This is a genomic window from Serratia sp. EC4 (assembly GCF_059652115.1).
The window spans coordinates 709,666-733,266 of record NZ_JBNIDE010000001.1; the positions used below are offsets into that span (position 1 = coordinate 709,666).

The following is a 23,601-nucleotide window of genomic DNA, read 5'->3' on the forward strand; positions in this document are numbered from 1 at the left end:
TTTATTACCAAGATGGATATGCCCGCCGCATTGGCGGGCATTGGGTCAAACGATGATGCGGCCGTGCGCCATTGCCACCGAACGATCGCACATGTGGTCAATCACGTCCGCATCGTGGCTGACCAGCACCATAGTCAGATCGCCCGCCTGTTTCAGCTCGTTGAGCAGATTGAGGATCTCCGCCTGCACCGACATGTCCAACGCCGAAGTCGGTTCATCCAGCAGCAGCAACTTCGGCCGCAGCAACAATGCGCGCACGATCGCCACGCGCTGCCGCTGGCCGCCCGACAGCTGATGCGGGTAGCGATCCAGCAGGCGCGGATCCAACCCCACCTGGCGAAAGCCCGCGCTGATCTTGCGTTCGATGTCGCTTTCCTGCATCAATTTGAGCGGTTCCGACAGCGTACGCAACAGCCGGTGCTTGGGGTGTAGCGAAGCATAGGGATCCTGAAACACCATCTGCACCTCGCGCCGCAGTTCGCCGGTAAATGCCTGCCCCGGTTGCAGCCGCCGCCCCAGCAGCTCAAAACCGCCCTGCCAGTTGCCATTCAGCCCGGCCAGCACCCACAGCAACGAGGACTTGCCGCAGCCGGAAGGCCCCACCAGCCCGAAACACTCACCCGGTTCGATGTGCAGGTTAACCTCATGCACCACGGTGCGCAGCTCGTAGCCCTGGCGGTGACTGACGCTCAGGTTCTCCAGTGCAATTACGCTCATTTCAACGTCTCCAACAGCGCGCGGTCCAGCACTGGCAGCGGTTTGCCGCGCGTCTCGCGGCTCGGCCGGCACGCCCACAGCGTGCGAGTATAAGGATGCGTGGCCTGCGCCAGCTCTGCTGCCGGCAGTTGATCCAACAGCTCGCCTTTGTACATCACCAGCACCCGCTCGCAGTGGTGCGCCACCTGCTGCAAATCGTGGCTGATCAGGATCAGCCCCATGTTGCGTTGCGCCACCAGATTGTCTATCAGTTGCAGCACCTGATCGCGCATCTGGTGATCCAGCGCCGAAGTCGGTTCATCGGCAATCAACAGCTGCGGATCGTTGATCAACGCAATGGCCAGCATCACCCGCTGCCCCATGCCGCCGGAGAGCTGATGCGGATAACGGCCGCACAGCGCCGCCGGATCGGGCAATCCCACCGCCGCCAGCATCTCCAGCACTTTTTCACGCCGCTCGGCGCGGCTCAGCTTGGCATGCAACACCAGCGGTTCCTCCACCTGACGGCCGATCGGCTGATTGGGATTCAACGCATGCTTGGGATCTTGCATCACCATCGCCACCCGGTCGCCGCGCAGGCGGCTCCACTGGCGCTCGCTCAGGCGCGTCAAGTCTTCGTCGCCCAGCGTCAGGCGCTGCGCCTGCAGCTGCAACGGCGGCGGCAATAGCCCCATCAGCGCACGCGCGGTCAACGATTTGCCGGAACCGGACTCGCCGACCAGCGCCAGCCGCTCCCGCCCCATGCTGAACGAGATATTCTTCACCAGCGCCGCCGGCTGCGGCCCCGGCACGCCGATCGCCAGCCGTTCAACGGTCAATAACGTGTTATCAGTGCCCATGACGAGGATCCATTTTGTCGCGCAGGCCATCGCCCAGCAGGTTAAACGCCAGGCTGGCGAACAGGATCGCCCCGCCTGGCGCGGCGGCGACCCACCATTGGTCGAAAATCACTTTACTGCCTTCGGCCACCATCGACCCCCATTCGGCGGTCGGCGGCGCGACGCCCATGCCGAGGAACCCCAGACCGGCGGCGGACAGGATGATGCCGCCCAGGCTCAGCGCCGCACGCACCACCGCACTCGGCAGGCATAAAGGCAAAATGTGGCCGACCATCAGCCGCAACCCGTTGATGCCCTGCATGCGCGCCGCCGCCAGGTAGTCACTGCGGCGCAGCGCCAGGGTTTCGGCCCGCGCCTGGCGGGCAAAGGCCGGCCAACTGGTCAATGCCAGCGCCAGCGCGCCGTTCATCAGCCCCGGTCCCATGACCGCCACGAACGCCAGCGCGATCACCAGACTCGGCAGCGACAGGAAAATGTCGGTCAGACGCATCAAAATGCGCTCGACCCAGCCGCCGAGGTAACCGGCGCAAATGCCGACCAGCAGGCCGATGGGAATGGTCAACACCAGAATCAGCGACACCAGGATCAGCGTCGGCCGCGCGCCGTAAATCACGCGGGATAGCAAATCGCGGCCAAAGCCGTCGGTGCCCAGCCAATGTGCGGCGGAAGGCGGCAGTAACCGCAGCTCGATATGCTGCAGATTGGGATCGAAAGGCGCCAGCCACGGAGCCAGCAGCGCGGTGACGATCAGGATCGCCACCAGCGCCGCGCCCAGCGTCAGCGTGGTCAGACGTCGACCGCGGCGGTAACCGACGACCGGCTCGCTTTGCGGTTCGTGTTCAGAGAGATATTGGCTCATCGGGTTCGCGGATCCACTAAATAGGTCAAGGCGTCGGCCAGCGCATTCAACAGCACGAAACAGGCGCCGATCAGCAGCGTGGCGCCGAGGATCGCCGGCGTGTCGGCGGCAAACAGCGCCGAGGTCAGGTAACGCCCGACGCCGGGCCAGGCGAACACCGTTTCGGTCAATACCGCGCCCTCCAGCAGGCTGGCGTAGGAGAGAGACAGTACGGTGATCAGCGTGCCCAGCACGTTGGGGAACACATGGCGCAGCAGAATGCGCAGGCGGCCGGCGCCCTTGGAACGCGCCAGCGTCACGTATTCCTTGTTGCACTCTTCCAGCATCGCCGCCCGCAGCAGCCGGGTGATGCCCGCCATCGACAGCAGCGCCAACGCCACCACCGGCAGCCACAGGTGGCCGATGGCGTTGTAGAACATTTCACGATCGCCGGACAGCCAGCTGTCGATCAACACGAAACCGCTGCGCGGCTCCATGCTGTACAAGTAAATGTCGTCCAGCCGCCCCGGCCCCGCCGACCAATGCAGCGTGGCGTAGAACAGCAACAGCCCAAGCAGGCTCAGCCAGAAAATCGGCACCGAATAACCGATCAGCGACAGCAGACGCGCCGCGTTATCCAGCCAACTGCCCGGTTTGAGCACCGCCAGAAACGCCAGCGTAATGCCGCCGAGGGCGCCGAGGATAATGGCGCAGGTGGCCAGCTCCACCGTCGCCGGGAAGGTGCGCAACAGATCGCTCAACACCGGCTGCGCGGTAATACGCGAAATGCCCAAATCGCCGTGCGCCAGGTGCACCAGGTAACGCCAAAATTGCACCGGCAGCGGCTGATCCAACCCCAGCTCGTGCCGCACCTGCGCATAGGTGGCTTCGCTGGCGTGATCGCCCGCCACCTGCAGCGCCGGATCGATCGGCGCCAGGTGCGACAGCATGAAGGTGAACAGCAGCAGGCCAAGCAACGTCAGCGCCAGAGACAGCGCGCCGCCGAGCAGCCGCCCGCCCCAGCGCCAATACCGCCGGGCCGCCCCGGCGCCGGCGGACAGGTCAGCGGCCATTACTTGCTGACCTTGCTGTAGAACACCATGTCAGGGTTGATGCCCTGCACATAGCCCTTGAGGTTGTCACGCACCGCAATCAGGCTGCGCGCCTGCAGGCCGATGACAAACGGCGAGCTTTGCTGCACCTGTTTTTGCAGTTGCTGGTAGTCTGCCACCCGTTTGGCGGTGTCATTTTCCGCGGTGGCGGCCAGCGTCAGCTTGCTCAGCGCCGGGATCTGCCAGTTGGCGCGCCAGGCCAGCGTCTTGCTGCCGTCTTCCGGGTTGTAGGCGAAGGCGGCGGCGTTGGTGTTAGGGTCGAAGTAATCCGGCCCCCAGGAGGTCAGCGTCGCATCGTAGTTAAGCGCTTTCACCTTGGTGGAGACCTGCGAACTGATGCCCGGCACCAGTTCGACCTTCACGCCGCCCTGGGCAAAACTGGCCTGCAGCGCCTGGGCGATATCCAGATACGGCGGCTGGTTGTTGACGTCCAGGCGGAAACTGACGTTGCTCAGCCCCGCTTTGGCCAGTATTTCTTTGGCTTTCTGCGGATTGAAGCTGTACGGCTGATCCTTGAGCGCGCCCAGATAACCGTCCGGCAGGAATGCCTGATGGCTCTGGAATTGCCCTTTCAGCAGATCGTCGGCGATGCCTTGGTAATCGAACAGCCAGCGCGCCGCCTCCCAGAACGCCGGATTGCCGAGCGCCGGCGACGCCTTGGCGTTGAACTGCAGGAAATAAAGCGAGGCGTAAGGAATGGCCAACGGTTTGACGCCCGGCTTACCCTTCAGGGCCGCCATCTGGTCCGCCCCCAGGTTGCGGGCGATATCGGCATCGCCCTGTTCGATCAGCAAACGGCGCGCCGCCGGATCGGGCACGTTTTTGATCAGGATGGTTTTCAGCGTCGGCGCCCCTTCCGGCGAGCCGGGATTGGCGTCCAGCACTACCACTTCATGCGGCACATAGGTGCGGATTTTGTAAGGGCCGCTGCCAGCGGAGTGGCTGTTCAACCATTGATGCCCCAGATCGTCGCCCTGCTGGTGCGCCAGCGCCTCTTTGGCGTCAACGATCGAGGATACCGGCGCCGACAGCAGGCTGAGCACGAAGGCCGGGCTGACGTTCTCACTCCAGCTGATTTTTACCGTATGTTCGTCCACCTTGCTCAGGTGTTGCTCCACGTTCTTCGCGTTCCAGCCCAGCTGCGTCAGGATAAACGACGGTTCGAGATTGAGTTTAACCACCCGTGAAAGCGAGAAGATCACGTCTTCCGGCCGCAGCGGATTGCCGCTGGCGAACGTGGCGTCCGGGCGCAGGCTGAAAGTCAGGCTGCGGTCGTCGGCGCCGGCCTTCCAGCTGCTGGCCAGGGTTGGTTTAAGATCGATGGGATTGTGCGGATCTGACTGGATCAGACGTTGATACAGGCTGTTGAACGACTGCACCGTGGTTAACTCAAATCCCTGGGCCGGGTCAAAGCTGACCACGTCATCGATAGATTGCGCGATCACCAGCGTGTTGGCCGGCGTCGCCGCCTGTGCGTTTACGCTGGCCGCCACGGCCAAAAACAGCAAAGAAGGAACGAGCGCTTTCATCTGAAACTCTCCAAGCGGATGGAATTTATAATAATTTTGCGAGTGTATGCGAGCACGATCGGCAGCTGAAGGTACTTAAATCACTATAGATATTCTTTTTATGTATATAGATGGGATTTTGATTATTAGGCAGGCGATGCAGCATGTGCGGCAGGCATTGCCTGCCGCTATCGATTAAATCTGGTAGTCAATCACCGCATCCAGCTGCGACGAGAAGACCTTGTCTTTGATTTCGGTCAGCGACAACGTCGGGTTGCACAGCTGAATAAAGCGCCAGGCATAGTTGCGCTGCAGCTGGCTGCGTTTCAGGCCCAGCCAGACCGTATTGGGTTCAAACAAATGCTCGGCGTTGAGGCTGACCAACCCGCGATCGCGCTCTTTTTCATACGACATGTCCGCCAGCACGCCCACGCCCAACCCCAGCTCGACATAGGTTTTAATCACGTCGGAATCTTGCGCGCTGAGCGCGATGTCCGGCGTCAGGCCCGCCGATTTGAACGCCGCATCCAGCTTCGCGCGGCCGGTAATGCCCTGGCGGTAAGTGATCAGCGGCAAGGTGCTGAGCATCTCCAGCGTCACCTGCGGCTGCCGCGTCAACTCGTGCCCTTCCGGCACCAGAATGGTGTGATGCCAGCGGTAGTAAGGGAACGCCGCCAGCGACTCGTCGCTCATCAGCCGTTCGCTGGCAATGCCGATGTCGGCTTCACCGGCGGCCAGCATCGAGACGATCTCCTCCGGGCTGCCCTGATTGAGCACCACCCGCACCCGTGGGTAAAGCGCGCGAAACTCTTTGATCACCCCCGGCAGGCTATAGCGCGCCTGGGTGTGCGTCGTCGCGATATGCAGCTGCCCCGAATCATTGCTGCTGAAGACATCCGCCAGGCGACGGATGTTGTTCGCGTCGTTAAGAATGCGCTCCGCCACCACCAGCAGCTCTTTGCCGGGCTCGGTCATGCCCAGCAGCCGTTTGCCGCGGCGAATGAATATTTCGATGCCCAGCTCTTCTTCCAACTCGCGAATATGCCGGCTAACGCCGGACTGCGAAGTAAATAAGGTATTGGCGACCTCGGTCAGGTTGTAGTTGCAGCGCGCCGATTCGCGAATAATTTTTAATTGTTGAAAGTTCATCCCCGTCTCCCTGTTTCTTGCAGTAGCGTCTGCCATATTGATACGGAGTCCTGCGGGGCTGAACAAATAAGAAATAACCTTTACTTATGCAATTTAATACTAAGTGAATTATTTATCGTGGCTCTCGGGGGATGAGGACGGGGGAAAATGATGAATGGCTTTAAAAATAAAGAGATAAATAACCACACAAATAAAGCGACTTAAGTCATCATGCAGAATAAAGTTATTAAATAGAGGCATTAGATATAAAAAAGGGCCCAGCATGCTGAGCCCCTCACCGTTCGCATTCCCGCAGCAGCCTCAGGCGGTGGCCTCGCTGCCGATGCCGCCGGTGCGGTTCTGCTGCAACCATTGCTGTACATAGCGCACCAGATCGCCGATGCAATCATCCTGCATGCCGTGGTGCTTCAGCTCGTTATCCAGCGCAAACAGGTATTGCGCGTTGGTGCCCAGCGGGCCGCTGGCGCTGGCGATCAATGGCGCGATCACCTGGTGGCTGGTGTCTGCTTCAAACAGCGGGTGCTGCGCGTTCATCACGAACACCAGCGCCGTGACGGTCTCTCCGCCATCCAACTGCAGTTCACACCAGGTCGGCACGTAGCAATCGGTCACCATTTCGCGCTTCCAAAGCAGCTCCAGCTCTTCACGCAGCTTGCCTTCCGGCAGACGAAACGCCAATCCGGTGGTCTGGCCGCCCTCTTTCAGCGCCAGCATGCGCCCCGGCTGGTGCAGCGTGCCGCGCCCGGCGGTCAAACGCATGCAGAACGCCCGATGCCAGCCCTGCAGCATGGCGGGCCGCACTTCTTCAGATTCGAAAACCGGATTCCACATCAGCGAACCGTAACCGAATACCCATACCGGGCTGTGATCCGGCCGGCGCGATAGCGTGCATTCCAACGAGGCTGCGCGCTGTTCAGGCGTCAGCAACAGCGACTCCTCAATAGCGCCAAAGGCGGTTTTGCAATCCGCTTTTTGCAGAAAATCTCGCGTTAACACTGTTACAACCTCCCGGGAATACGATTTCTCGTCCTCCCTCGCCACTACTGAACCTTTGCAATTTTATTTTTTGGTGCGGAATTTTATTAATTCAATAACCGCGCCGATTAATAATGACCATATTCTTTTCCCGCCGCGCAATCAAGTTGCAAAGCGGCGTTAACGTGGAAAAGTATTTGTACTGAGCAGCAACAATATTAATTGCCGAGGTCAGCATAACGTCTGCGCGATTCTTACCGGGGCATAGAGGCGTTACTTTTTATGCCAGCGTTCGTCGTCGCCCTTGCGATAGCTTTGCTTGACCGCCGCCCAGGCTACTTTATGCGCCGTCTCCTCCCGGCTGTCGTCACCGCGCCGATCGTCGGGATCCCGGTATTGTTGCCAGGCGCTGTTAAACGCTTCTTTATAGATCGCCTGCGCATGTTCCGGCAGCACATGCTTCACATTGTCCGGCAAGTCGTTCGTGTCTTGGTATGGCATCACATCCTCCCGTGCGTATTGCGTGAACCTTAAGCCTAGCCCACACGCGGTTACGCCTCAATGAGCAAACAATTCTCATTATCAAACGGCATGGTATACTCACCGCCAAACGACCTATAAGGAGATCCCCGTGACTACCGAATCCCCTCGCTCACGCGCCCCCTACCTGATCGCCGTCAGCGCCGTACAGGACATTACGCCGCACCTGCGCCGCATCACCTTTACCGCGCCCGATCTGCGCTACTACCCGGCCAACGCCGCCGCCGCGCACATCAAGGTCTTTTTGCCGCTCGCCGGCCAAACGCAGCCGGATCTGCCGACGCTGACTGAAAACGGCCCGCGCTGGGCTGCCGATGCCGTGCGCCCGATCGTGCGCACCTATTCCATTCGCGCCGTGCGCCCGGAACAGGCGGAAGTGGACATCGAATTCGCCATTCACGATCACCAGGGACCGGCGGTCGACTTTGCGCGCCAGGCGAAAATTGGCGATAAAATCGGCATCAGCAATCCAGGCGGCCCCAAACCGATGCTGCCGGCCGCCGACTTCTACTGCCTGGCGGGCGATCCTTCCTCCCTGCCGGCGTTGGCCGCGCTGCTGGAAAACCTGCCGCCGCACGGCGCCGGGCGCGCTTTCGTCCGCGTCGATAGCACTGCCGACGTGATTGACCTGAAAAAGCCTACCGGCGTTGAGGTGAATTGGGTCGTCGGCGGCACAGAGAAAACCGACGAATTGGTCGCTCGGTTCCGCGCGCAGTCCGTGCCGCAGGGTGAAGCGCACTTCTGGCTCGCCGGTGAAGATCGCCTGGTAGTAGAGTTGCGCCGTTACCTGCGGCGCGAACGTCAATGCGATCGTAATCGTCTTTATGCCGTGCCTTACTGGCGTGAGGGGCTAAATGAAGAGGGTTACCACAATAAACGGCATGAAATCATGGATAATATTGACGACTGACCGTCCCATTCTCCTTGATTAACCGAGCAGTAAACAAGTAAACACGACTTTTCTCAAATCTAACGTTAAAAATTAGCGTTATTGCGTAAAAGTAAGTAAATAAAACCGCACCCCGTGCGGTTTTTTTGTTACCCTGATCACATAAAGCAAGCAATTGCTTTCTCAGATAAAAACAACATCACACCGGCGCCGCGGGTGTATCCTAATATAAAATACCTACTGGAAACGCAGAGTTGCCGCATCACGGCGACCGGCGCTGACGGGCTACGCTGTTTGAGAAGGAGTGCCACCCTCATGAAGTCGCAACACGATCCTGGCCGATCCACCAAGTCTCGCCACACCGAATACTCGCTGATCTTCCCCATCGCCGCGCTGGTGGTGTTGAATTTATGGGGCAGCACCGCTAACTTTCCGCTGATTGTCGGCATCAATATTCTCGCGCTGGTGGGGATCCTCAGCAGCGCCTTCAGCGTGGTGCGCCACGCCGACGTGCTGGCCCACCGATTGGGCGAACCCTACGGCTCGCTGATCCTCAGCCTGTCCGTGGTGATCCTCGAAGTCAGCCTGATTTCCGCGCTGATGGCCACCGGCGACGCCGCGCCGGCGCTGATGCGCGACACGCTGTATTCCATCATCATGATCGTTTCCGCCGGCCTGGTCGGCTTTGCGCTGCTGCTCGGCGGGCGCAAGTTCGCCACCCAGTACGTCAACCTCGGCGGCATAAAGCAGTATCTGATGGCGATTTTCCCGCTGGCGGTGATTGTGCTGGTATTCCCGAGCGCGCTGCCGGGCGGCAACTTCAGCACCGGGCAAGCGCTGCTGGTGGCACTGATTTCCGCCGCCATGTATGGCGTGTTCCTGGTGATCCAGACCAAAACCCACCAAAGCCTGTTCGTGTACGAGCATGAAGACGACGATGGCGATCCGCATCACGGCAAGCCTTCTTCGCACAGCAGCGCCTGGCACGCCGCCTGGCTCATCGTGCACCTGATCGCGGTTATCGCCGTCACCAAGTTCAACGCCAATCCGCTCGAAGGCCTGCTGACCAAGATGAATGCGCCGGCGCAGTTCACCGGCTTCCTGGTGGCGCTGTTGATCCTGTCGCCGGAAGGCCTGGGCGCGCTGCGCGCCGTGTTGAACAACCAGGTGCAACGCGCCATGAACCTGTTCTTCGGTTCGGTGCTGGCGACCATCTCCCTGACCGTGCCGGCGGTCACCATCATCGCCACCCTGACCGGGCAGACGCTGATCTTCGGCCTGCAAACGCCGCATATCGTGGTGATGCTGACGGTGTTGCTGCTGTGCCAGCTGTCGTTCTCGACCGGCCGCACCAACGTGCTGAACGGCACCGCCCACCTGGCGCTGTTCGCCGCCTACATGATGACGATCTTCGCCTGATCAAAAAGGGGCGCACTCTGTGCGCCCCTGCCTTCGTTATACCGAGAAGAATATCGCCGCGGCGATCCCCCCGAACAAAATCCACTTGATGATGTAATAACCGGTACGGTTCCAGGCCTTCAGGCGTTTCCCCACCCGGCGTATCGCATAGATGTATTTGAACATCTTGTTGACGCCGCCGGTACGATCGCCCTCTTCATTCGGCGCGGTGGCGGCGCTCATCAGATTGCGCCCCAGCCAGTGGTTAACCGCCTGCGCCCAGCGGTAGCGCATCGGCCGTTCGATGTCGCAGAACAGGATCAGACGATTCTGCCCGCTCTGATTTTCCGCGTAGTGCAGATAGGTTTCATCGAACATCACGCCTTCACCGTCGCGCCAGCTGTAGCGTTCACCGTCCACCTCAATAAAGCAGCGGTCATCATTGGGGGTAATCAGCCCCAGGTGATAACGCAGCGAACCGGCGTAAGGGTCACGGTGGCGCGGCAACCGGCTGCCGTCCGGCAGTTCGGCGAACATCGCCGCCTTGACCGAAGGCAAGCTGCGCAGCAGTTCCGTGGTCTGCGGGCACAGGGTCATGGCGGACGGATGGCTGTCCTCATACCATTTCAGATAAAAGCGTTTCCAACCGGTCTTGAAAAACGAGTTGAAGCCGGCGTCGTTGAATTGATCGGACGCCTTGATCTGCTGGATCTCCATCAGCTTCTGTCCTTCGTCGCGGATGGTTTCCCAGTTCTCCCGCAGTACCGCCAGCTCAGGAAACTGCTCCGGCTTCAGGTACGGCGTGGTCGGCACACGGGAAAACAGATACATGAAGACGTTCAGCGGTGCGGTAAAGGTGGAATGGTCAGACAGCTGACGCCACACGTTGTAGCGCACCCGCCCGCGGTAATGCACATAGACGACGCATAAAATAAGCAAAAGCAGAATGATGTATTTCATGTTTGAATCGCATCAAGGAACCCACACGCTATGCGCCGCGCGGCGCACACCCCAGATAATGTCCTTTTGGCGGCACAGGCAAATTGCGCGCCAATCTGGAACCCATTAATCATTAACGCTAACTCAACGAAAATCTATACAGAAAACCACAATAATTTACACAAAGGTTAAACGAGAGGGGAAATTGCGGAGATAAAAAAGGCCCTGGATTTCCGGTAGTTTTTCGTTCGGTTACATCAGCATGCTTTGCAGACCCTAATGTGTGAGCTAACGCCGGCCTCACAACCAGAAAATGCAGGCGTTCACCTTTGGTGAGCCGTCGGCCGTGTTGGATCGCCGTGACATTCTGGATTACACGGAATGCGTCGGTAACGGTAAATGGATTGAGCCGCCCGTCAGCTTTTCCGGGCTGGCAAAAAGCCTGCGCGCCGCCGTGCACCACAGCTCACCCATTTACGTGAAGCGCAATATTTTGGCGAGCACCTACATCCCGCACCCGCTGCTGTCACAGCAGGATTTCAGCCGGTTTGTGCTGGATTATCTGGTGTTCGGCAACGCCTTTTTAGAAAAGCGTTTCAGCGTGACCGGCAAGCTGTTGAAGCTGGAGACCTCACCGGCCAAATATACCCGGCGCGGCGTTGACCCGAGCGTTTACTGGTTCGTGCAATCGTTCGCTGAGCCGCATCCGTTCGCGCCCGACAGCGTTTTTCACCTGCTGGAGCCGGATATCAATCAAGAGCTGTATGGGATGCCAGAATATCTGTCGGCGCTCAATTCCGCGTGGCTGAACGAGTCCGCCACGCTGTTCCGCCGCAAGTATTACCAGAACGGCGCACACGCGGGCTATATCATGTATGTGACCGACGCAGCGCAGAACAATACCGATGTTGAGGCGTTGCGCGAAGCGATGAGCGACTCTAAAGGCATGGGGAACTTTAAAAACCTGTTCTTCTACGCGCCGAACGGGAAGCCCGACGGTATCAAGATTGTGCCACTCAGCGAAGTGGCAACGAAGGATGATTTCTTCAACATCAAAAAGGTCAGCGCCGCCGACCTGCTGGACGCCCACCGCATCCCCTACCAGCTGATGGGCGGCAAGCCGGAGAACGTCGGGTCAGTAGGTGACGTGGAAAAGGCCGCAAAGGTGTTTGTCCGCAATGAGCTAACACCGCTCCAGCAGCGCATCAAAGAAGTGAACGACTGGGTCGGCGTCGAGGTCATCCGGTTTAAAAAGTACAACCTCGAAAACGACGACGAATGATAAACCGGCCGCCAGATTGGCGGCTTTTTTACACCCGCCACCAAACGCCCTCTCACGCCCACCACAGCCCTCTCGCTCGTACATGCCCGCGAATCAAACCAGCGCAACAGAACGTCACCACGACGCGCTGACGCCGTCAATTTTGATAATTAAATACATGCCTGCGCGCAATACTATCCCCGCCACGCCTGCCCGCTTCATGGGTCGCTTTTAATGCACTGTTGCAGAGCTGCACAGCCACGCCCTACCAACTCTAGTGCCCTGTAAGCCAGTTACATTTATGAATGCAATATGATGCAACAAAATGCAACTTATGATATTGATCAGTCTTCGCAAACAGCAATGATAATATTTAATGAGGAGATTGGAAATGTCTGGATTTTCCCTTGACTTAACTAAACTATCTGCAGGTATAAATAGTGACTCAGCAATCCCTCCTCGGGATATATTTACAGCACTACCAAACAAAGACACAAAATACCAATACCCAAGAGACGTCCAATCTGAGGTTTGGGAAAAGTGGTATGACGCAAGAAATAACCAGACCACTATTATAAAAATGAACACTGGCAGTGGAAAAACATCGGTTGGGTTAATAATTTTAAAAAGCTGCATAAACGAAGGGGTTGGACCAGCAGTATATATAGTTCCTGACAACTACTTGGTTGAACAGGTCATGTCCGAAGCAAAACAGCTCGGAATACCTGTAACCCAAGATGAAAAATCTCAAAAATTCATCGCTGGAAAAGAGATTCTCGTCACAAATATATTCAAACTTGTTAACGGAAGGTCAGTATTTGGGGTTGGTGATGAAGGAGAGAAAATATCTATCGGGTCTTTGATTATCGACGATGCCCATGCTTGCCTTTCATCTATTGAGGATCAATTCACTGTCAGCATCAACAACAATAACCACGCATATAATGACTTGTTTAGAATATTTGAAAATTCCCTAATAACACAAGCAAGCGCCAAGACACTAGAAATAAAAGATGGTGATAAAAATGCCTATGTTAGAGTTCCATTTTGGAACTGGCAGAAAAACATAAATGACATAACAAAAACCTTACTTCAAAACAAAGACCATGATGACTTAAGTTTTAAATGGCCTTTAATCAAGGAGAATTTAGTATTATCAAAATGCGTGGTTAGCGCAAAAAAAATTGAAATATCCCCCCACTGCATACCCATACAAATGATACCAAGCCTTTCAAATGCTAGAAGAAAAATATTCATGACTGCTACTCTTGTTGATGAGTCTATTCTAGCAAGCCACTTTGGAATTACAGATGAATCATTGTCCAGCCCAATAACTCCTAAAGCAATTGGTGATATCGGGGATCGGATGATCCTCATGCCTCAGGTCATTAACCCTGACCTTACTGATTTAGATATCAAAGCCATGTGTAAAGAGATATCCACTCACCATAACGTCGTGGTAATAGTCCCATCAGATTACAGAGCTAAATTTTGGCAGGATGTAGCAGATAGAATATTAGACAAAGATACGATATACCGCGGAGTTCAAGAATTAAGATCTCAACATGTAGGCTTGGTTGTATTAATAAATAGATACGATGGAATAGATTTACCTAATACTGCGTGTCGGTTGCTAGTCATAGATGGTCTCCCTGACGTCCGCAGACTAACAGATAAAATAACGCAAAGCATGCTATTAGGTAGTGAAAGAACAAAGGATGAGATAATTCAAAAAATAGAACAAGGGATGGGGCGCGGCGTACGCTCCAGTGATGATTTCTGCGGCGTAATTCTACTTGGCAAGGCATTAAATGGAGCTGTTTTCCTTGGTTCTTCTTTAGAAAAATTCTCACCAGCAACCAAAGCGCAAATCCAACTTTCCCAGCAACTGGTTCAAATACTTCCTGATTTAACAATAAACTCGATTAAAGGAGCACTTGACTATTGTCTATTACGGAAACAGGATTGGACATCCATGAGTAAAGGCGTATTAGCAGGTTTAACTACAGCAGAGACCAAGGTCAACCCACATACAATAAATAAAAGACGAGCGTATGACTTGGCGTCCAGGAACATGATGCCACAAGCTGCTAGAATTTTAGTTGATGATAGTAATACTGAAGATAAAATTTATAAGGGTTTTTTGAAAGAGCACGCTGCCGAATACATTAACCTTTATGATGAAACAGAGGCTCAAGTTTTACTTCAATCTGCCTCAAATGATAACTATCGTGTATTGAAACCATTAATTGGCGTAACTTACAATAGACTTAATGGTGCAGCTCTAGAACAAGCAAAAGAATGCAGCACTTATTTAAGGAGTGCATTTAAAAGTTCAAATGAAATTATTGTATATACCAATTCAATTTTAGAAAGCCTTGTGTTTTCAGAAGGAACATCCAATCCATTTGAGAACGCCATTGATAAAATCGCGAATTTAATTGGATTTAGAAGCCATCGCCCTGAAAATGATACAGGTAAAGGACCTGATAACCTATGGTCCTTAGGAGACAATCATTATCTTGTAATTGAATGCAAGAATGGTGCAACTGCTGAGAAAATTAGCAAACATGACTGCAATCAGTTGAATGGTTCTGGCGCTTGGTTTAAAAGCATGTATGACCAAACTGCAACATTTCATCCAGTAATGATACACCACTCTATCTTCCCAGAACATGCAGCAACTTTGAATCAAGGCTCTAGAATAATGACGATAAGGGATCTAGATAATCTAAAGACATCGATCCTTAGTTTTATAACTGCCATTTGCTCTAGCGACAAAAAGCATGATGAGATCTTTATACGAGAGCGATTGATATCTTGCAAACTCCGCTCATCTGATATAGTCGAAAATTACACTAGGAATTTTAGATAACCGGTTAAATGCCATCACTTTTAGGTGATGGCATTTATTTTACCTACTCACATGCAATATCAACACCATTACATTCAACAACCGCCACCTCAATATAACACCAATGGGTAATTATATTTTAATTTAATCAATAAAACCCACATAGCACGAGGCACCAATAATTAACCTATCAACAAACGGATATATTATTGGTTACCCGTTATAAGCCATCACTGCCCCAAGCTAACTCTATGGATTACAATAAACCTAAATTAATACATAGCGTTAGAGTTCAATCCGAGTTCGCGGAACTATCCCCCGTTCTGCCGAAGTCAGCCGCGCCGACGGCGCATCATTTCGAGATTTATTCCGGTTCTGGGCGATTTCTTGGTGATTATCCTTCGGTGACTGCCCCCTTATTGCGTCTCTAAGCGTCTTGGCGACGTCCGCGTCATTCCAGCTAACATCCCCGCTCTCAATCAAATTCATCACCGCAGTGACATACTCAGGCGTTGCTACCTGCATATCTGGCTCAGGTTCTCGCTGAACCTCCCCACAGTTATTGACAGGACTCCGAGGCGCGCCAGAGGCGCTTTTTAAAGTCAAAGGATCAACATCAAGGTCAATGGCCTTGCGGACAATGCGCCATTCTGTTGTTCGGGTTTCGTGGATATGACCCGCGCCAAGGTGCGGTGCAAAGATGCCGACAACCTTTTGCACCTCTTCGTCATAAGCGTTCAGCTCATCAGCCACCTTGCGCGCGACTCGAACGGTCTGCACGTCGCGCGGGACGTTTGCGCCTCCCTGTCCAGCCATATAGGCGGCAAAATTTCCAGCGCTGGCAGCCGCGCGCACAGCCTCGACACGCTCATCAAAAGTTTCAGCAAGGCTGATGTGGCGTAAACAGGCGGCCCGGCATTCTCGATAAGCTCCCATGGTAGGGATTCCGATAGTCTTAAACTGAGGGATACGCCATGTTGACGCCCATGAGGTCACCGCCGCAGCCATATCGCGTAACGGTTTGCCGGTATCGTGGTCAATTTGGCCGTCGAGCGCATAACCGTCGATATTTTTAGCGATGTATTTAGCGATGTACCCCGCAGCGCCGCCTTTATTCATGTGCTTGGCTTCAAACCGATTCTTTGCTGCACCGCGCTCGTCACCGTCTTCCTTCAGCGCATACCGACGCATGATGTCGATGACGTCCTGACGTTGTTTACGCTCGCAGAACAGCATCATATGCCAGTGCGGCGTACCGTAATGGTGAGGTTCAACGACACGCATACCGTAAACGCTCAGGCCGTTGTTTTTAAACGCGGTGCGCATTTTGCTCCAGATGCGCACCAGATAACGCTGGCCGTCTTTTGGGGAGAAAGCCTCTGCATCCCAATTGTGGTTAAACTGGACTTTTTCAGCCCCTTCTTTGCCAACAACGCGCGTCGGGTGATATTTAGACGGGCAAGAAAAAGGCCGCCGAAGCGGCCTTTTCAGTAGCGGGTAGGTTAACTGTAAGCGTTGAGCGTGCGCTGGCACAGAGCGGAACGCACGCAGTCCTGTTTTTCAAAGCGGATAACGCCGATCATCTCGTCCTCTTCGAAGCGTTCCAGGGCATCGCTGAGGCCGGATTTCACGCCGCGCGGCAGGTCGCACTGGGTCACGTCGCCGTTAACGATAACCGTCACGTTTTCCCCCAGGCGGGTCAGGAACATTTTCATCTGGCTGGCGGTCACGTTCTGGGCTTCATCCAGGATAACGACCGCATTTTCGAAGGTGCGCCCACGCATATAAGCGAACGGCGCAATCTCCACCTTGCCGATTTCCGGGCGCAGGCAGTACTGCATAAAGGAAGATCCTAAACGGCGTACCAGAATGTCATACACCGGGCGGAAATAAGGCGCGAACTTCTCGGAGATATCCCCCGGCAAGAAACCGAGGTCTTCATCCGCCTGCAAAACAGGACGGGTAACGATAATCCGATCCACCTCTTTATGGATCAGCGCCTCCGCCGCCTTGGCGGCGCTGATAAATGTTTTGCCGCAGCCGGCTTCGCCGGTGGCGAAGATCAGCTGCTTATTCTCTATGGCTGATAAGTAATGACCCTGAGCTTCGGTTCTAGCCTCGATGGGTGAGCTATCGCGCTTGTCTCGCGCCATGCCGATAGACTCGACTCCCCCCATTTGCACCAGCGAGGTCACAGACTCTTCTTCCAGCTGGCGATGACTACGAGCGTCACGACGAATAACGCGTTTCGCTTCACGACGTGCTTTGATCACTGCTTTCTGTCTACCCATAGTGGCACCTTACAGTTTGTTTCACCTACCGCAACGGCCAGGCCGCGCGATTATGTTTCACACACGTATTAGGTTTTGGCCTCCTCCGAGCCAATAAGAGCCAAGGGACAAAGTGAATCGACGGCAACGCTTAAGCGCCGTGTCTTCACGGGACAACGCGGACTGCATCAATAAACGTGGAGTAAAAAGCGATGAGATTCTGTAGCGATAAGAGTGCGGAGTTGCCGGTAAAAGAGAGTCGGAGAGAGAACCCTCGTTACAACGAGAAATCAGGGGAGATGTGTTATTTTTTCTTTCCAGCCCAACCAAGGACTTTACCATTAGCGATCCCCGCAGTGATATTTACAGCTTCAGCTGTGCACCGTGTGAAAACTACCGCCAGATGATTACAGTATAATGACATTCAATCCCACGGCGTTACTAAAATGTAAAAAAATTTAATATTTTTTGTTTTCAGTTAACGCAAAAACACTATATCACGCCCAAGACGTCATTCCATAGAAAATTATAATCAATAAATATCAATGCATTACAATTAAAACCCGCGAATGACACTTTGGTTTCCCGATTAAATTTTGCGCAATCAAAAACAGCATGACTGCGTGTTTTTTAATCTGCCGGCAAAGCATTGAATTGCGCTTCATCGTTCACTGCCCCCCTGCAGCGGGTAAGACAAACGTAAAACGAGGCGGAAGATCCCGCCTCGTCATTCCGGCTTCAGGCCTTGAGCAGGCCGCTGGCCAGATAATCGCCGCCCTCTTTCACGCCCGGCAACACGAAGAAATACCCGCCGCCAATCGGCTTGATGTATTCCTCCAGCGCTTCGCCGTTCAGCCTTTTTTGCACCGTCAGGAAGCCTTTCTCCAGATCGGCCTGATAGCAGACGAACAGCAGCCCCATTTCCAGCTGCCCGGCATTGGAGACGCCAAGGGAATAACTGTAGCCGCGCCGCAGCATCAGGTTGCTTTGGCTTTCCGGCGTGCGAGGGTTAGCCAGCCGGATGTGCGCATCCATCGGGATCACCTTGCCGTCGGGATCGTTCGCGTAGTCCGGCTCGTCATGTTCATGCTTCATGCCCAGCGGCGCCCCGCTGTGCTTCTCGCGGCCGAAGATGGTTTCCTGCTCCTGCAGCGGCGTGCGATCCCAAAACTCGACGCGAAAACGAATAATGCGCGCCGCCTGATAGCTGCCGCCCGCCGTCCACGCCGGCTCACCGACGTTGTCGCCGACCCACACCACCTTATCCATCAGCGGTTTGTCGTCGGTTTTCGGGTTCGCAGTGCCGTCTTTGAACCCCAACAGGTTGATCGGCGTCTCTTTGCCTTTGCTGCGCGCCGCGTGCGCGGAGATGAACCCCTCCCGCTTCCAGCGCACGCTGAGCAGATCCGGCGAATGCTTAATGATGTCGCGCAGCGCGTGAATCACCGTTTCGTTGGTGTTGGCGCAGATCTGCAGCAGCAGGTCGCCGTGGCAAAGCGCGGCGTCCAACGCATCGTTGGGGAAGCGGGTCATTTTCTGCAACCGCAGCGGTTTTTGCGCCTGCAGACCAAAGCGTTCATCAAACAGCGATGCGCCGACCGAGACGGTGATGGTCAGGTTGTCCGGGTAAATCTCCGGCCCCATGATGCCGGAATCGAGCGGCGGCAGCTTGGCGTCCACCTCCGGCGCCTTGCCGCCGTGAGTCAGGAAGGCGATGCGATCGGTCAGCAGCCGGAACAGGCGCTCCAGCCCCGCTTTGTCGGTCGCCAGCACATCGAACGCCACCAGCATCATCGCCGCCTGTTGCGGCGTCAGCACCCCAGCCTGATGGCGGCCATAAAACGGCTGTTTCTGCCAGCGCTCATCCTGCGGCGTCGCCAACGGCTCCGCCGCGTTGCCCGCCGCTTGAGCCAGGCGGCTGCCGCCCAGCGCCAGCGCGCCCAGCCCCAGCCCCAGCCCTTGCAGCAAACGGCGTCGCGAAGGCGATGCCGCCCCCTGCGATTGCGGATGCGGCCCGTTATGCGGGCCTGCCTTGTTGCTCATAACCGTATGCCTCAGTCCAGACCCAATACGCCGCGCAGCTGGGAAAGATCTTCCGCCAGCGTGGTGATCGGCCCTTTCAACGCATTGCGATCGGCATCGGTCAGCTTCTCATAGGACTCATAACCCTCTTTGGTTTGGTACTTCGCCAAAATGGTGTCCACGGTTTTGAAGTTGGCGTCGATCTTGTCCAGCAGTGGCTTATTGGCCTTAACCAGCAGCGGGCGCAGCAGATTGACTATCTTTTGCGCGCCGTCGACGTTGGCCTGGAAGTCCCACAAATCGGTGCGGCTGTAACGGTCTTCTTCACCGCTGATCTTGCTGGCCGCCACTTCTTCGATCAGCCCGGCTGCGCCGCCCACCACCTTGCTCGGCGGGAAGGTCAGTTCACTCACGCGTTTTTGCAGCTCAACGGTGTCGTGATACAGACGATCGGCATATTTGCCCATGTCTTTGGTCGAGTTGTCGGCAAACAGCGCCTTCTCCAGACGGTGGAAGCCGGTGAAGTTCGGGTCCGCCGCTTTCTTCTCGTAGTCGTCTTCGCGGGCGTCGATGCTGCCGTCCAGATCGGAGAACAACTCGGCGATCGGCTCGATGCGCTCATAGTGCTGGCGGGTCGGCGCATACAGCTTGCGCGCCTGCTCCACGTTGCCGGCCTTCACCGCGTCGGTAAACAGCTTGGTCTGTTTCACCAACCCATCGACTTCTTTGGTGACGTAAACCTTGTATTCAGCGATCGGGCCAACCAAGTCCAGTGCGTTCGGCTTGCCGTCGGTGGCGCCGTTGGCCGCTGCGGTGACGATCAGTTTGCCTTTCGGATTGCTCAGCAGCCCGCAGGTCATGTCATATTCGCCCGCTTCCAGCGTGGCGGTCATTTTCTGGGTAAAGCCCGGCGCGATGTTCTCGCGCTCTTCCACCACCATCACCCCTTTCAGGATTTCCCATTCGACGTTTTTCTGGCTGGTGTTGTGCACCACAAACTGCGTCTTGCCGGCCGGGACAGTCAGCTGCATCGGTTCGCACTGCTTGTCGTTAACCGTAACCTTGACCTGCGGCACGTCCGCCGCCAAGGTGTCGAGGCTCAGCGCAAACGCCGGGATAGCCAGTAATGCTGCGTGCAACGCCTTGCGGCGAAATAACGGAGTAGACATACGAGATTCCCTATTAAACATTAATGATTGATTTTACGTTGCGCCGGGGCCGCTGCCGGCTCCGCGCGCTGCGGCAGGAAAAAGAAAATCAGCGCCGGGATCAGATACAGGAAGTAGACCGCCACTTCGCTGACCGTCGGCGCTTCCTGGTAACCGAGAATGCCTTCCAGCAGGGTGCCGAACAGCGAATGGGTCGACAGGGTGCTGCTGAAATCGAAGGCGATATCCTGGAAGTGGTTCCATAGACCGGCTTCGTGGAAGGCGCGGATCGCCCCGGCGGCCAGGCCGGCGGCGACGAACAGAATAAACAGGCTGGTCCATTTGAAGAATTTGGCCAGGTGCAGCTTCACCCCGCCCCAGTAAATCATCATGCCCAGCACGATGGCGGCCACCAGGCCGAGCACCGCGCCGATCGGCGCCGCGGCACCCACGTCTTGCTGAAACGCCGCCAGCAGGAAGAACACCGACTCCAGCCCTTCGCGCGCCACGGCGAAGAACACCATCGCCACCAGCGCCCATCCCTGCCCTTTACCGGCGCTGAGCGCCTGATCGATAGCCCCTTCCAGATGCACCTTGACCGATTTGGACACCTTACGCATCCAGAACACCATATAGGTGAGGATCAGCACCGCCACCACCGCCACGATGCCTTCGAACAGCTCCTGCTGCTTCTGCGGGAACTCGCCGGTGGTTTCATTGATGAAGATACCGAGCGCCAGACACAGCGCCGCGGCGACAATTACGCCGATCCACACCGCGCCCAGCCATTGGCTGCGCTGCGTGCGCTTCAGGTAGCTGGCGATCAGGCTGACGATCAGCGCGGCCTCCAGCCCCTCACGGAACATGATAAGAAAGGGAACGAACATAACTAATCACCCCTGAAAAGACCGCGGCGGCAGAGCAAACCGGCTCGAAATGAGCCGCGGCGAGTATGTAAAGAAACGTAAAATACAACGAGAGTGATTATCATTCTGGCAAAAAGAAATACAAGAGGCGCAAGCGTGATTTTTTCTAATCAAATGTCGCCAGGTGTTACAGCCGAATGACGGGCAAACAGGCAAAAAGAAGGGGCGCTCTGCGCGCCCCTTGCCGACTGACATCGAACGGCGTTATACCGTTTTGTATTCGGCTTCCGCCTGATCGAAACGTTCGGTCATGGTTGAGGATGGCTGGCGGCCCATCAGGCTCACCACCACGATGGCCAGGCAACCCAGGATGAAGCCAGGGATGATTTCGTACAGGCCCAACCATTCGTACTGTTTCCAGACGATCACCGTCACCGCACCGACCAGCATACCGGCCAACGCGCCGTTGCGGGTCATGCGCGACCACATTACCGAGATCAGCACAACCGGGCCGAAGGCGGCGCCGAAACCGGCCCAGGCATAGCTCACCAGGCCCAGTACGCGGTTCTCCGGGTTAGCCGCCAATGCGATGGCGATCAGCGCCACCACCAGCACCATCACGCGGCCGACCCATACCAGCTCACGCTGGCTGGCGCCCTTGCGCAGAAACGCCTTGTACAGGTCTTCGGTGATCGCGCTGGAGCACACCAGCAGTTGGCAGCTCAGGGTGCTCATGACCGCCGCCAGAATCGCCGACAGCAGCACGCCCGCCACCCATGGGTTGAACAGCAACATCGCCAGTTCGATGAACACGCGTTCGCCATTCTGCGACACGTTGCCGGCCTGATCCGGGTTATTGGCGAAGTAAGCGATGCCGAAGAAACCGACGGCGATGGTCCCGGCCAGACACAGGATCATCCAGGTCATGCTGATGCGGCGCGCGCTGCGGATGGTGCGGTGAGAATCCGCCGCCATGAAACGCGCCAGGATGTGCGGCTGGCCGAAGTAGCCCAGGCCCCAACCCAGCAGCGACAGGATGGCGACGAAGTTCAGCCCCTTCAGCATGTCGAGGTTGGCCGGGTTCTTCGCCTGGATCACCAGCATCGACGTATCGATGCCGCCGACGGCGAAGATCACGATCACCGGCGTCAGGATCAGCGCGAAAATCATCAGGCTGGCCTGTACGGTGTCGGTCCAGCTCACCGCCAGGAAACCGCCGATAAAGGTATACAGGATGGTCGCCGCGGCGCCGGCCCACAGGGCGGTTTCGTAGCTCATGCCGAAGGTGCTTTCGAACAGGCGCGCGCCGGCCACGATGCCGGAGGCGCAGTAAATGGTGAAGAACACCAGAATGACGATGGCCGAGATCACCCGCAGCAGCTTGCTGTTGTCTTCAAAACGGCTGGTGAAATAGTCCGGCAGCGTCAGGGCGTTATTGTTGGCTTCGGTATGCACGCGCAGCCTTCCTGCCACCAGCTTCCAGTTCAGGTAAGCGCCGATGGTCAGGCCGATGGCGATCCAGCTTTCAGAGATGCCGGAGAGGAAGATGGCGCCCGGAAGGCCCATCAGCAACCAGCCGCTCATGTCGGAAGCGCCGGCGGACAGCGCGGTCACCACGCTGCCCAAACTGCGGCCGCCGAGAATATAGTCATCAAAGTTATTGGTTGCCCGGTAGGCAAGCAGGCCGATCAGCACCATCCCGAAAATGTACACCAGGAAGGTCACCAGCATAGGTGTGCTCATTGTCATTTAATTCTCCACTTTCATTATTATTCGCGTTTCGCTCCGGCCATGCCGGCGCCGGTAAACCCACGCGCAATGCATTTCACTGGCCGCCGCGCCGGAACGTGGCGCAGCCTGCTAGCGAGTGCAGGTAAAATAGTTTCTGCCCGTAATTGTTGACCGTCGGTTATCCTAGATGAGCCTTTCATCAACCAACAAGATATTTAACAACAAAGTTACACAAAGTTTACCCTGCGTCACATTTACCGGGCTCAAAGGTTGCACTCACGACAAGCAAAATGAGTTGCACCTTGCTATTACCCTTATATACCGCAAGGTAAAGCGCCTGCGGCGTAATAAACCCTGCCGCATTCGCTCAATAACGCAACATTCATGCCAACTGCCCGTGTTAAAAAATCGATGAAACTCACACTTCGCTCATCAGCCTGATTTAACAAGGTTGCACAAAGTTGCAACATGCAGGATATTGTCTGCATTCTTAACCCACACATCTCACGAACCTATCCCAACAGGCTTTCCGGCCTGCTGTTTGT

General features: G+C 56.0%; 18 protein-coding genes and 1 pseudogene. 4 read left to right on the forward strand and 15 right to left on the reverse strand.

Annotated elements, in window-relative coordinates; translation table 11 throughout:
- Positions 1-45: 45 nt before the first annotated feature.
- The 8 genes from ACP39K_RS03310 to chaB form a co-directional block, all read right to left on the reverse strand.
- The gene (locus ACP39K_RS03310; protein ID WP_033640043.1) at positions 46-717 is read right to left on the reverse strand and encodes an ABC transporter ATP-binding protein; all 672 of its coding nucleotides are present in this window, start codon (positions 715-717) and stop codon (positions 46-48) included.
- Positions 714-1,556, reverse strand: a complete 843-nt coding sequence (locus tag ACP39K_RS03315; RefSeq protein WP_016927340.1) for an ABC transporter ATP-binding protein — start codon at positions 1,554-1,556, stop codon at positions 714-716. Before ACP39K_RS03315 ends, ACP39K_RS03310 begins: the two co-directional genes overlap by 4 nt.
- Entirely contained in the window at positions 1,546-2,415 is an 870-nt protein-coding gene (locus tag ACP39K_RS03320) for an ABC transporter permease (protein WP_033640042.1), read from the reverse strand. Before ACP39K_RS03320 ends, ACP39K_RS03315 begins: the two co-directional genes overlap by 11 nt.
- Positions 2,412-3,467 carry an ABC transporter permease gene (locus ACP39K_RS03325; RefSeq protein WP_033640041.1) on the reverse strand — a complete coding sequence of 352 codons (1,056 nt, stop codon included), beginning with the start codon at positions 3,465-3,467 and terminating at the stop codon, positions 2,412-2,414. Before ACP39K_RS03325 ends, ACP39K_RS03320 begins: the two co-directional genes overlap by 4 nt.
- A complete protein-coding gene (locus ACP39K_RS03330) occupies positions 3,467-5,035 on the reverse strand; it encodes an ABC transporter substrate-binding protein (protein ID WP_060444646.1) in 1,569 nt (522 codons plus the stop codon). Before ACP39K_RS03330 ends, ACP39K_RS03325 begins: the two co-directional genes overlap by 1 nt.
- 174 nt (positions 5,036-5,209) lie before the next feature.
- A complete protein-coding gene (cbl, locus tag ACP39K_RS03335) occupies positions 5,210-6,163 on the reverse strand; it encodes an HTH-type transcriptional regulator Cbl (RefSeq protein WP_004934716.1) in 954 nt (317 codons plus the stop codon).
- Positions 6,164-6,463: 300 nt separating this feature from the next.
- On the reverse strand, positions 6,464-7,159 hold the full coding sequence (locus ACP39K_RS03340; RefSeq protein WP_016927336.1) for a gamma-glutamylcyclotransferase: 696 nt from the start codon (positions 7,157-7,159) through the stop codon (positions 6,464-6,466).
- Positions 7,160-7,411: 252 nt separating this feature from the next.
- Positions 7,412-7,639 (reverse strand): putative cation transport regulator ChaB, encoded by a 228-nt coding sequence (chaB, locus tag ACP39K_RS03345; protein WP_016927335.1) that lies wholly within the window; start codon positions 7,637-7,639, stop codon positions 7,412-7,414.
- A gap of 130 nt (positions 7,640-7,769) precedes the next feature.
- Between chaB and ACP39K_RS03350 the strand changes: the two genes are divergently transcribed.
- A complete protein-coding gene (locus ACP39K_RS03350; protein ID WP_497008296.1) occupies positions 7,770-8,588 on the forward strand; it encodes a siderophore-interacting protein in 819 nt (272 codons plus the stop codon).
- Between the two features lie 294 nt (positions 8,589-8,882).
- A complete protein-coding gene (gene chaA, locus ACP39K_RS03355; protein WP_004934723.1) occupies positions 8,883-9,986 on the forward strand; it encodes a sodium-potassium/proton antiporter ChaA in 1,104 nt (367 codons plus the stop codon).
- A gap of 36 nt (positions 9,987-10,022) precedes the next feature.
- On the opposite strand, the gene lpxO is transcribed toward chaA, so the two are convergent.
- The gene (lpxO, locus tag ACP39K_RS03360) at positions 10,023-10,925 is read right to left on the reverse strand and encodes a lipid A hydroxylase LpxO (protein WP_015378219.1); all 903 of its coding nucleotides are present in this window, start codon (positions 10,923-10,925) and stop codon (positions 10,023-10,025) included.
- 292 nt (positions 10,926-11,217) lie between these two features.
- Here lpxO and ACP39K_RS03365 point away from each other — a divergent pair, with 292 nt between their 5' ends.
- Both ACP39K_RS03365 and ACP39K_RS03370 read left to right on the forward strand, forming a co-directional pair.
- On the forward strand, positions 11,218-12,186 hold the full coding sequence (locus ACP39K_RS03365; protein ID WP_015378220.1) for a phage portal protein: 969 nt from the start codon (positions 11,218-11,220) through the stop codon (positions 12,184-12,186).
- Positions 12,187-12,556: 370 nt separating this feature from the next.
- Positions 12,557-15,040, forward strand: a complete 2,484-nt coding sequence (locus tag ACP39K_RS03370) for a DEAD/DEAH box helicase family protein (RefSeq protein WP_497008297.1) — start codon at positions 12,557-12,559, stop codon at positions 15,038-15,040.
- A 264-nt stretch (positions 15,041-15,304) separates the two neighbouring features.
- Here ACP39K_RS03370 and ACP39K_RS03375 read toward each other — a convergent pair.
- The 6 genes and pseudogenes from ACP39K_RS03375 to putP form a co-directional block, all read right to left on the reverse strand.
- Positions 15,305-16,477, reverse strand: a pseudogene (locus ACP39K_RS03375) (replication endonuclease); the annotation flags it as partial.
- Between the two features lie 44 nt (positions 16,478-16,521).
- On the reverse strand, positions 16,522-17,310 hold the full coding sequence (gene phoH / locus ACP39K_RS03380; RefSeq protein ID WP_015378226.1) for a phosphate starvation-inducible protein PhoH: 789 nt from the start codon (positions 17,308-17,310) through the stop codon (positions 16,522-16,524).
- 717 nt (positions 17,311-18,027) lie between these two features.
- Positions 18,028-19,332, reverse strand: a complete 1,305-nt coding sequence (gene efeB / locus ACP39K_RS03385; RefSeq protein WP_497008298.1) for an iron uptake transporter deferrochelatase/peroxidase subunit — start codon at positions 19,330-19,332, stop codon at positions 18,028-18,030.
- A gap of 11 nt (positions 19,333-19,343) precedes the next feature.
- Positions 19,344-20,480, reverse strand: a complete 1,137-nt coding sequence (gene efeO, locus ACP39K_RS03390; protein ID WP_497008299.1) for an iron uptake system protein EfeO — start codon at positions 20,478-20,480, stop codon at positions 19,344-19,346.
- A 20-nt stretch (positions 20,481-20,500) separates the two neighbouring features.
- Positions 20,501-21,346: an iron uptake transporter permease EfeU gene (gene efeU / locus ACP39K_RS03395; protein WP_016927330.1), complete on the reverse strand. Its 846-nt coding sequence runs from the start codon at positions 21,344-21,346 to the stop codon at positions 20,501-20,503.
- A 243-nt stretch (positions 21,347-21,589) separates the two neighbouring features.
- Positions 21,590-23,074, reverse strand: a complete 1,485-nt coding sequence (putP, locus tag ACP39K_RS03400) for a sodium/proline symporter PutP (RefSeq protein ID WP_015378228.1) — start codon at positions 23,072-23,074, stop codon at positions 21,590-21,592.
- Positions 23,075-23,601: the final 527 nt, after the last annotated feature.

Bases quoted from the DNA above. Each gene is read 5' to 3' on its own strand.
- ACP39K_RS03315 (WP_016927340.1), bottom strand. From the start codon at position 1,556: ATGGGCACTGATAACACGTTATTGACCGTTGAACGGCTGGCGATCGGC.
- ACP39K_RS03310 (WP_033640043.1), bottom strand. From the start codon at position 717: ATGAGCGTAATTGCACTGGAGAACCTGAGCGTCAGTCACCGCCAGGGC.
- chaB (WP_016927335.1), bottom strand. From the start codon at position 7,639: ATGCCATACCAAGACACGAACGACTTGCCGGACAATGTGAAGCATGTG.
- efeU (WP_016927330.1), bottom strand. From the start codon at position 21,346: ATGTTCGTTCCCTTTCTTATCATGTTCCGTGAGGGGCTGGAGGCCGCG.
- phoH (WP_015378226.1), bottom strand. From the start codon at position 17,310: ATGGGTAGACAGAAAGCAGTGATCAAAGCACGTCGTGAAGCGAAACGC.
- chaA (WP_004934723.1), top strand. From the start codon at position 8,883: ATGAAGTCGCAACACGATCCTGGCCGATCCACCAAGTCTCGCCACACC.
- ACP39K_RS03320 (WP_033640042.1), bottom strand. From the start codon at position 2,415: ATGAGCCAATATCTCTCTGAACACGAACCGCAAAGCGAGCCGGTCGTC.
- cbl (WP_004934716.1), bottom strand. From the start codon at position 6,163: ATGAACTTTCAACAATTAAAAATTATTCGCGAATCGGCGCGCTGCAAC.
- efeB (WP_497008298.1), bottom strand. From the start codon at position 19,332: ATGAGCAACAAGGCAGGCCCGCATAACGGGCCGCATCCGCAATCGCAG.
- ACP39K_RS03330 (WP_060444646.1), bottom strand. From the start codon at position 5,035: ATGAAAGCGCTCGTTCCTTCTTTGCTGTTTTTGGCCGTGGCGGCCAGC.
- putP (WP_015378228.1), bottom strand. From the start codon at position 23,074: ATGACAATGAGCACACCTATGCTGGTGACCTTCCTGGTGTACATTTTC.
- efeO (WP_497008299.1), bottom strand. From the start codon at position 20,480: ATGTCTACTCCGTTATTTCGCCGCAAGGCGTTGCACGCAGCATTACTG.
- ACP39K_RS03370 (WP_497008297.1), top strand. From the start codon at position 12,557: ATGTCTGGATTTTCCCTTGACTTAACTAAACTATCTGCAGGTATAAAT.
- ACP39K_RS03325 (WP_033640041.1), bottom strand. From the start codon at position 3,467: ATGGCCGCTGACCTGTCCGCCGGCGCCGGGGCGGCCCGGCGGTATTGG.
- ACP39K_RS03365 (WP_015378220.1), top strand. From the start codon at position 11,218: ATGCAGGCGTTCACCTTTGGTGAGCCGTCGGCCGTGTTGGATCGCCGT.
- lpxO (WP_015378219.1), bottom strand. From the start codon at position 10,925: ATGAAATACATCATTCTGCTTTTGCTTATTTTATGCGTCGTCTATGTG.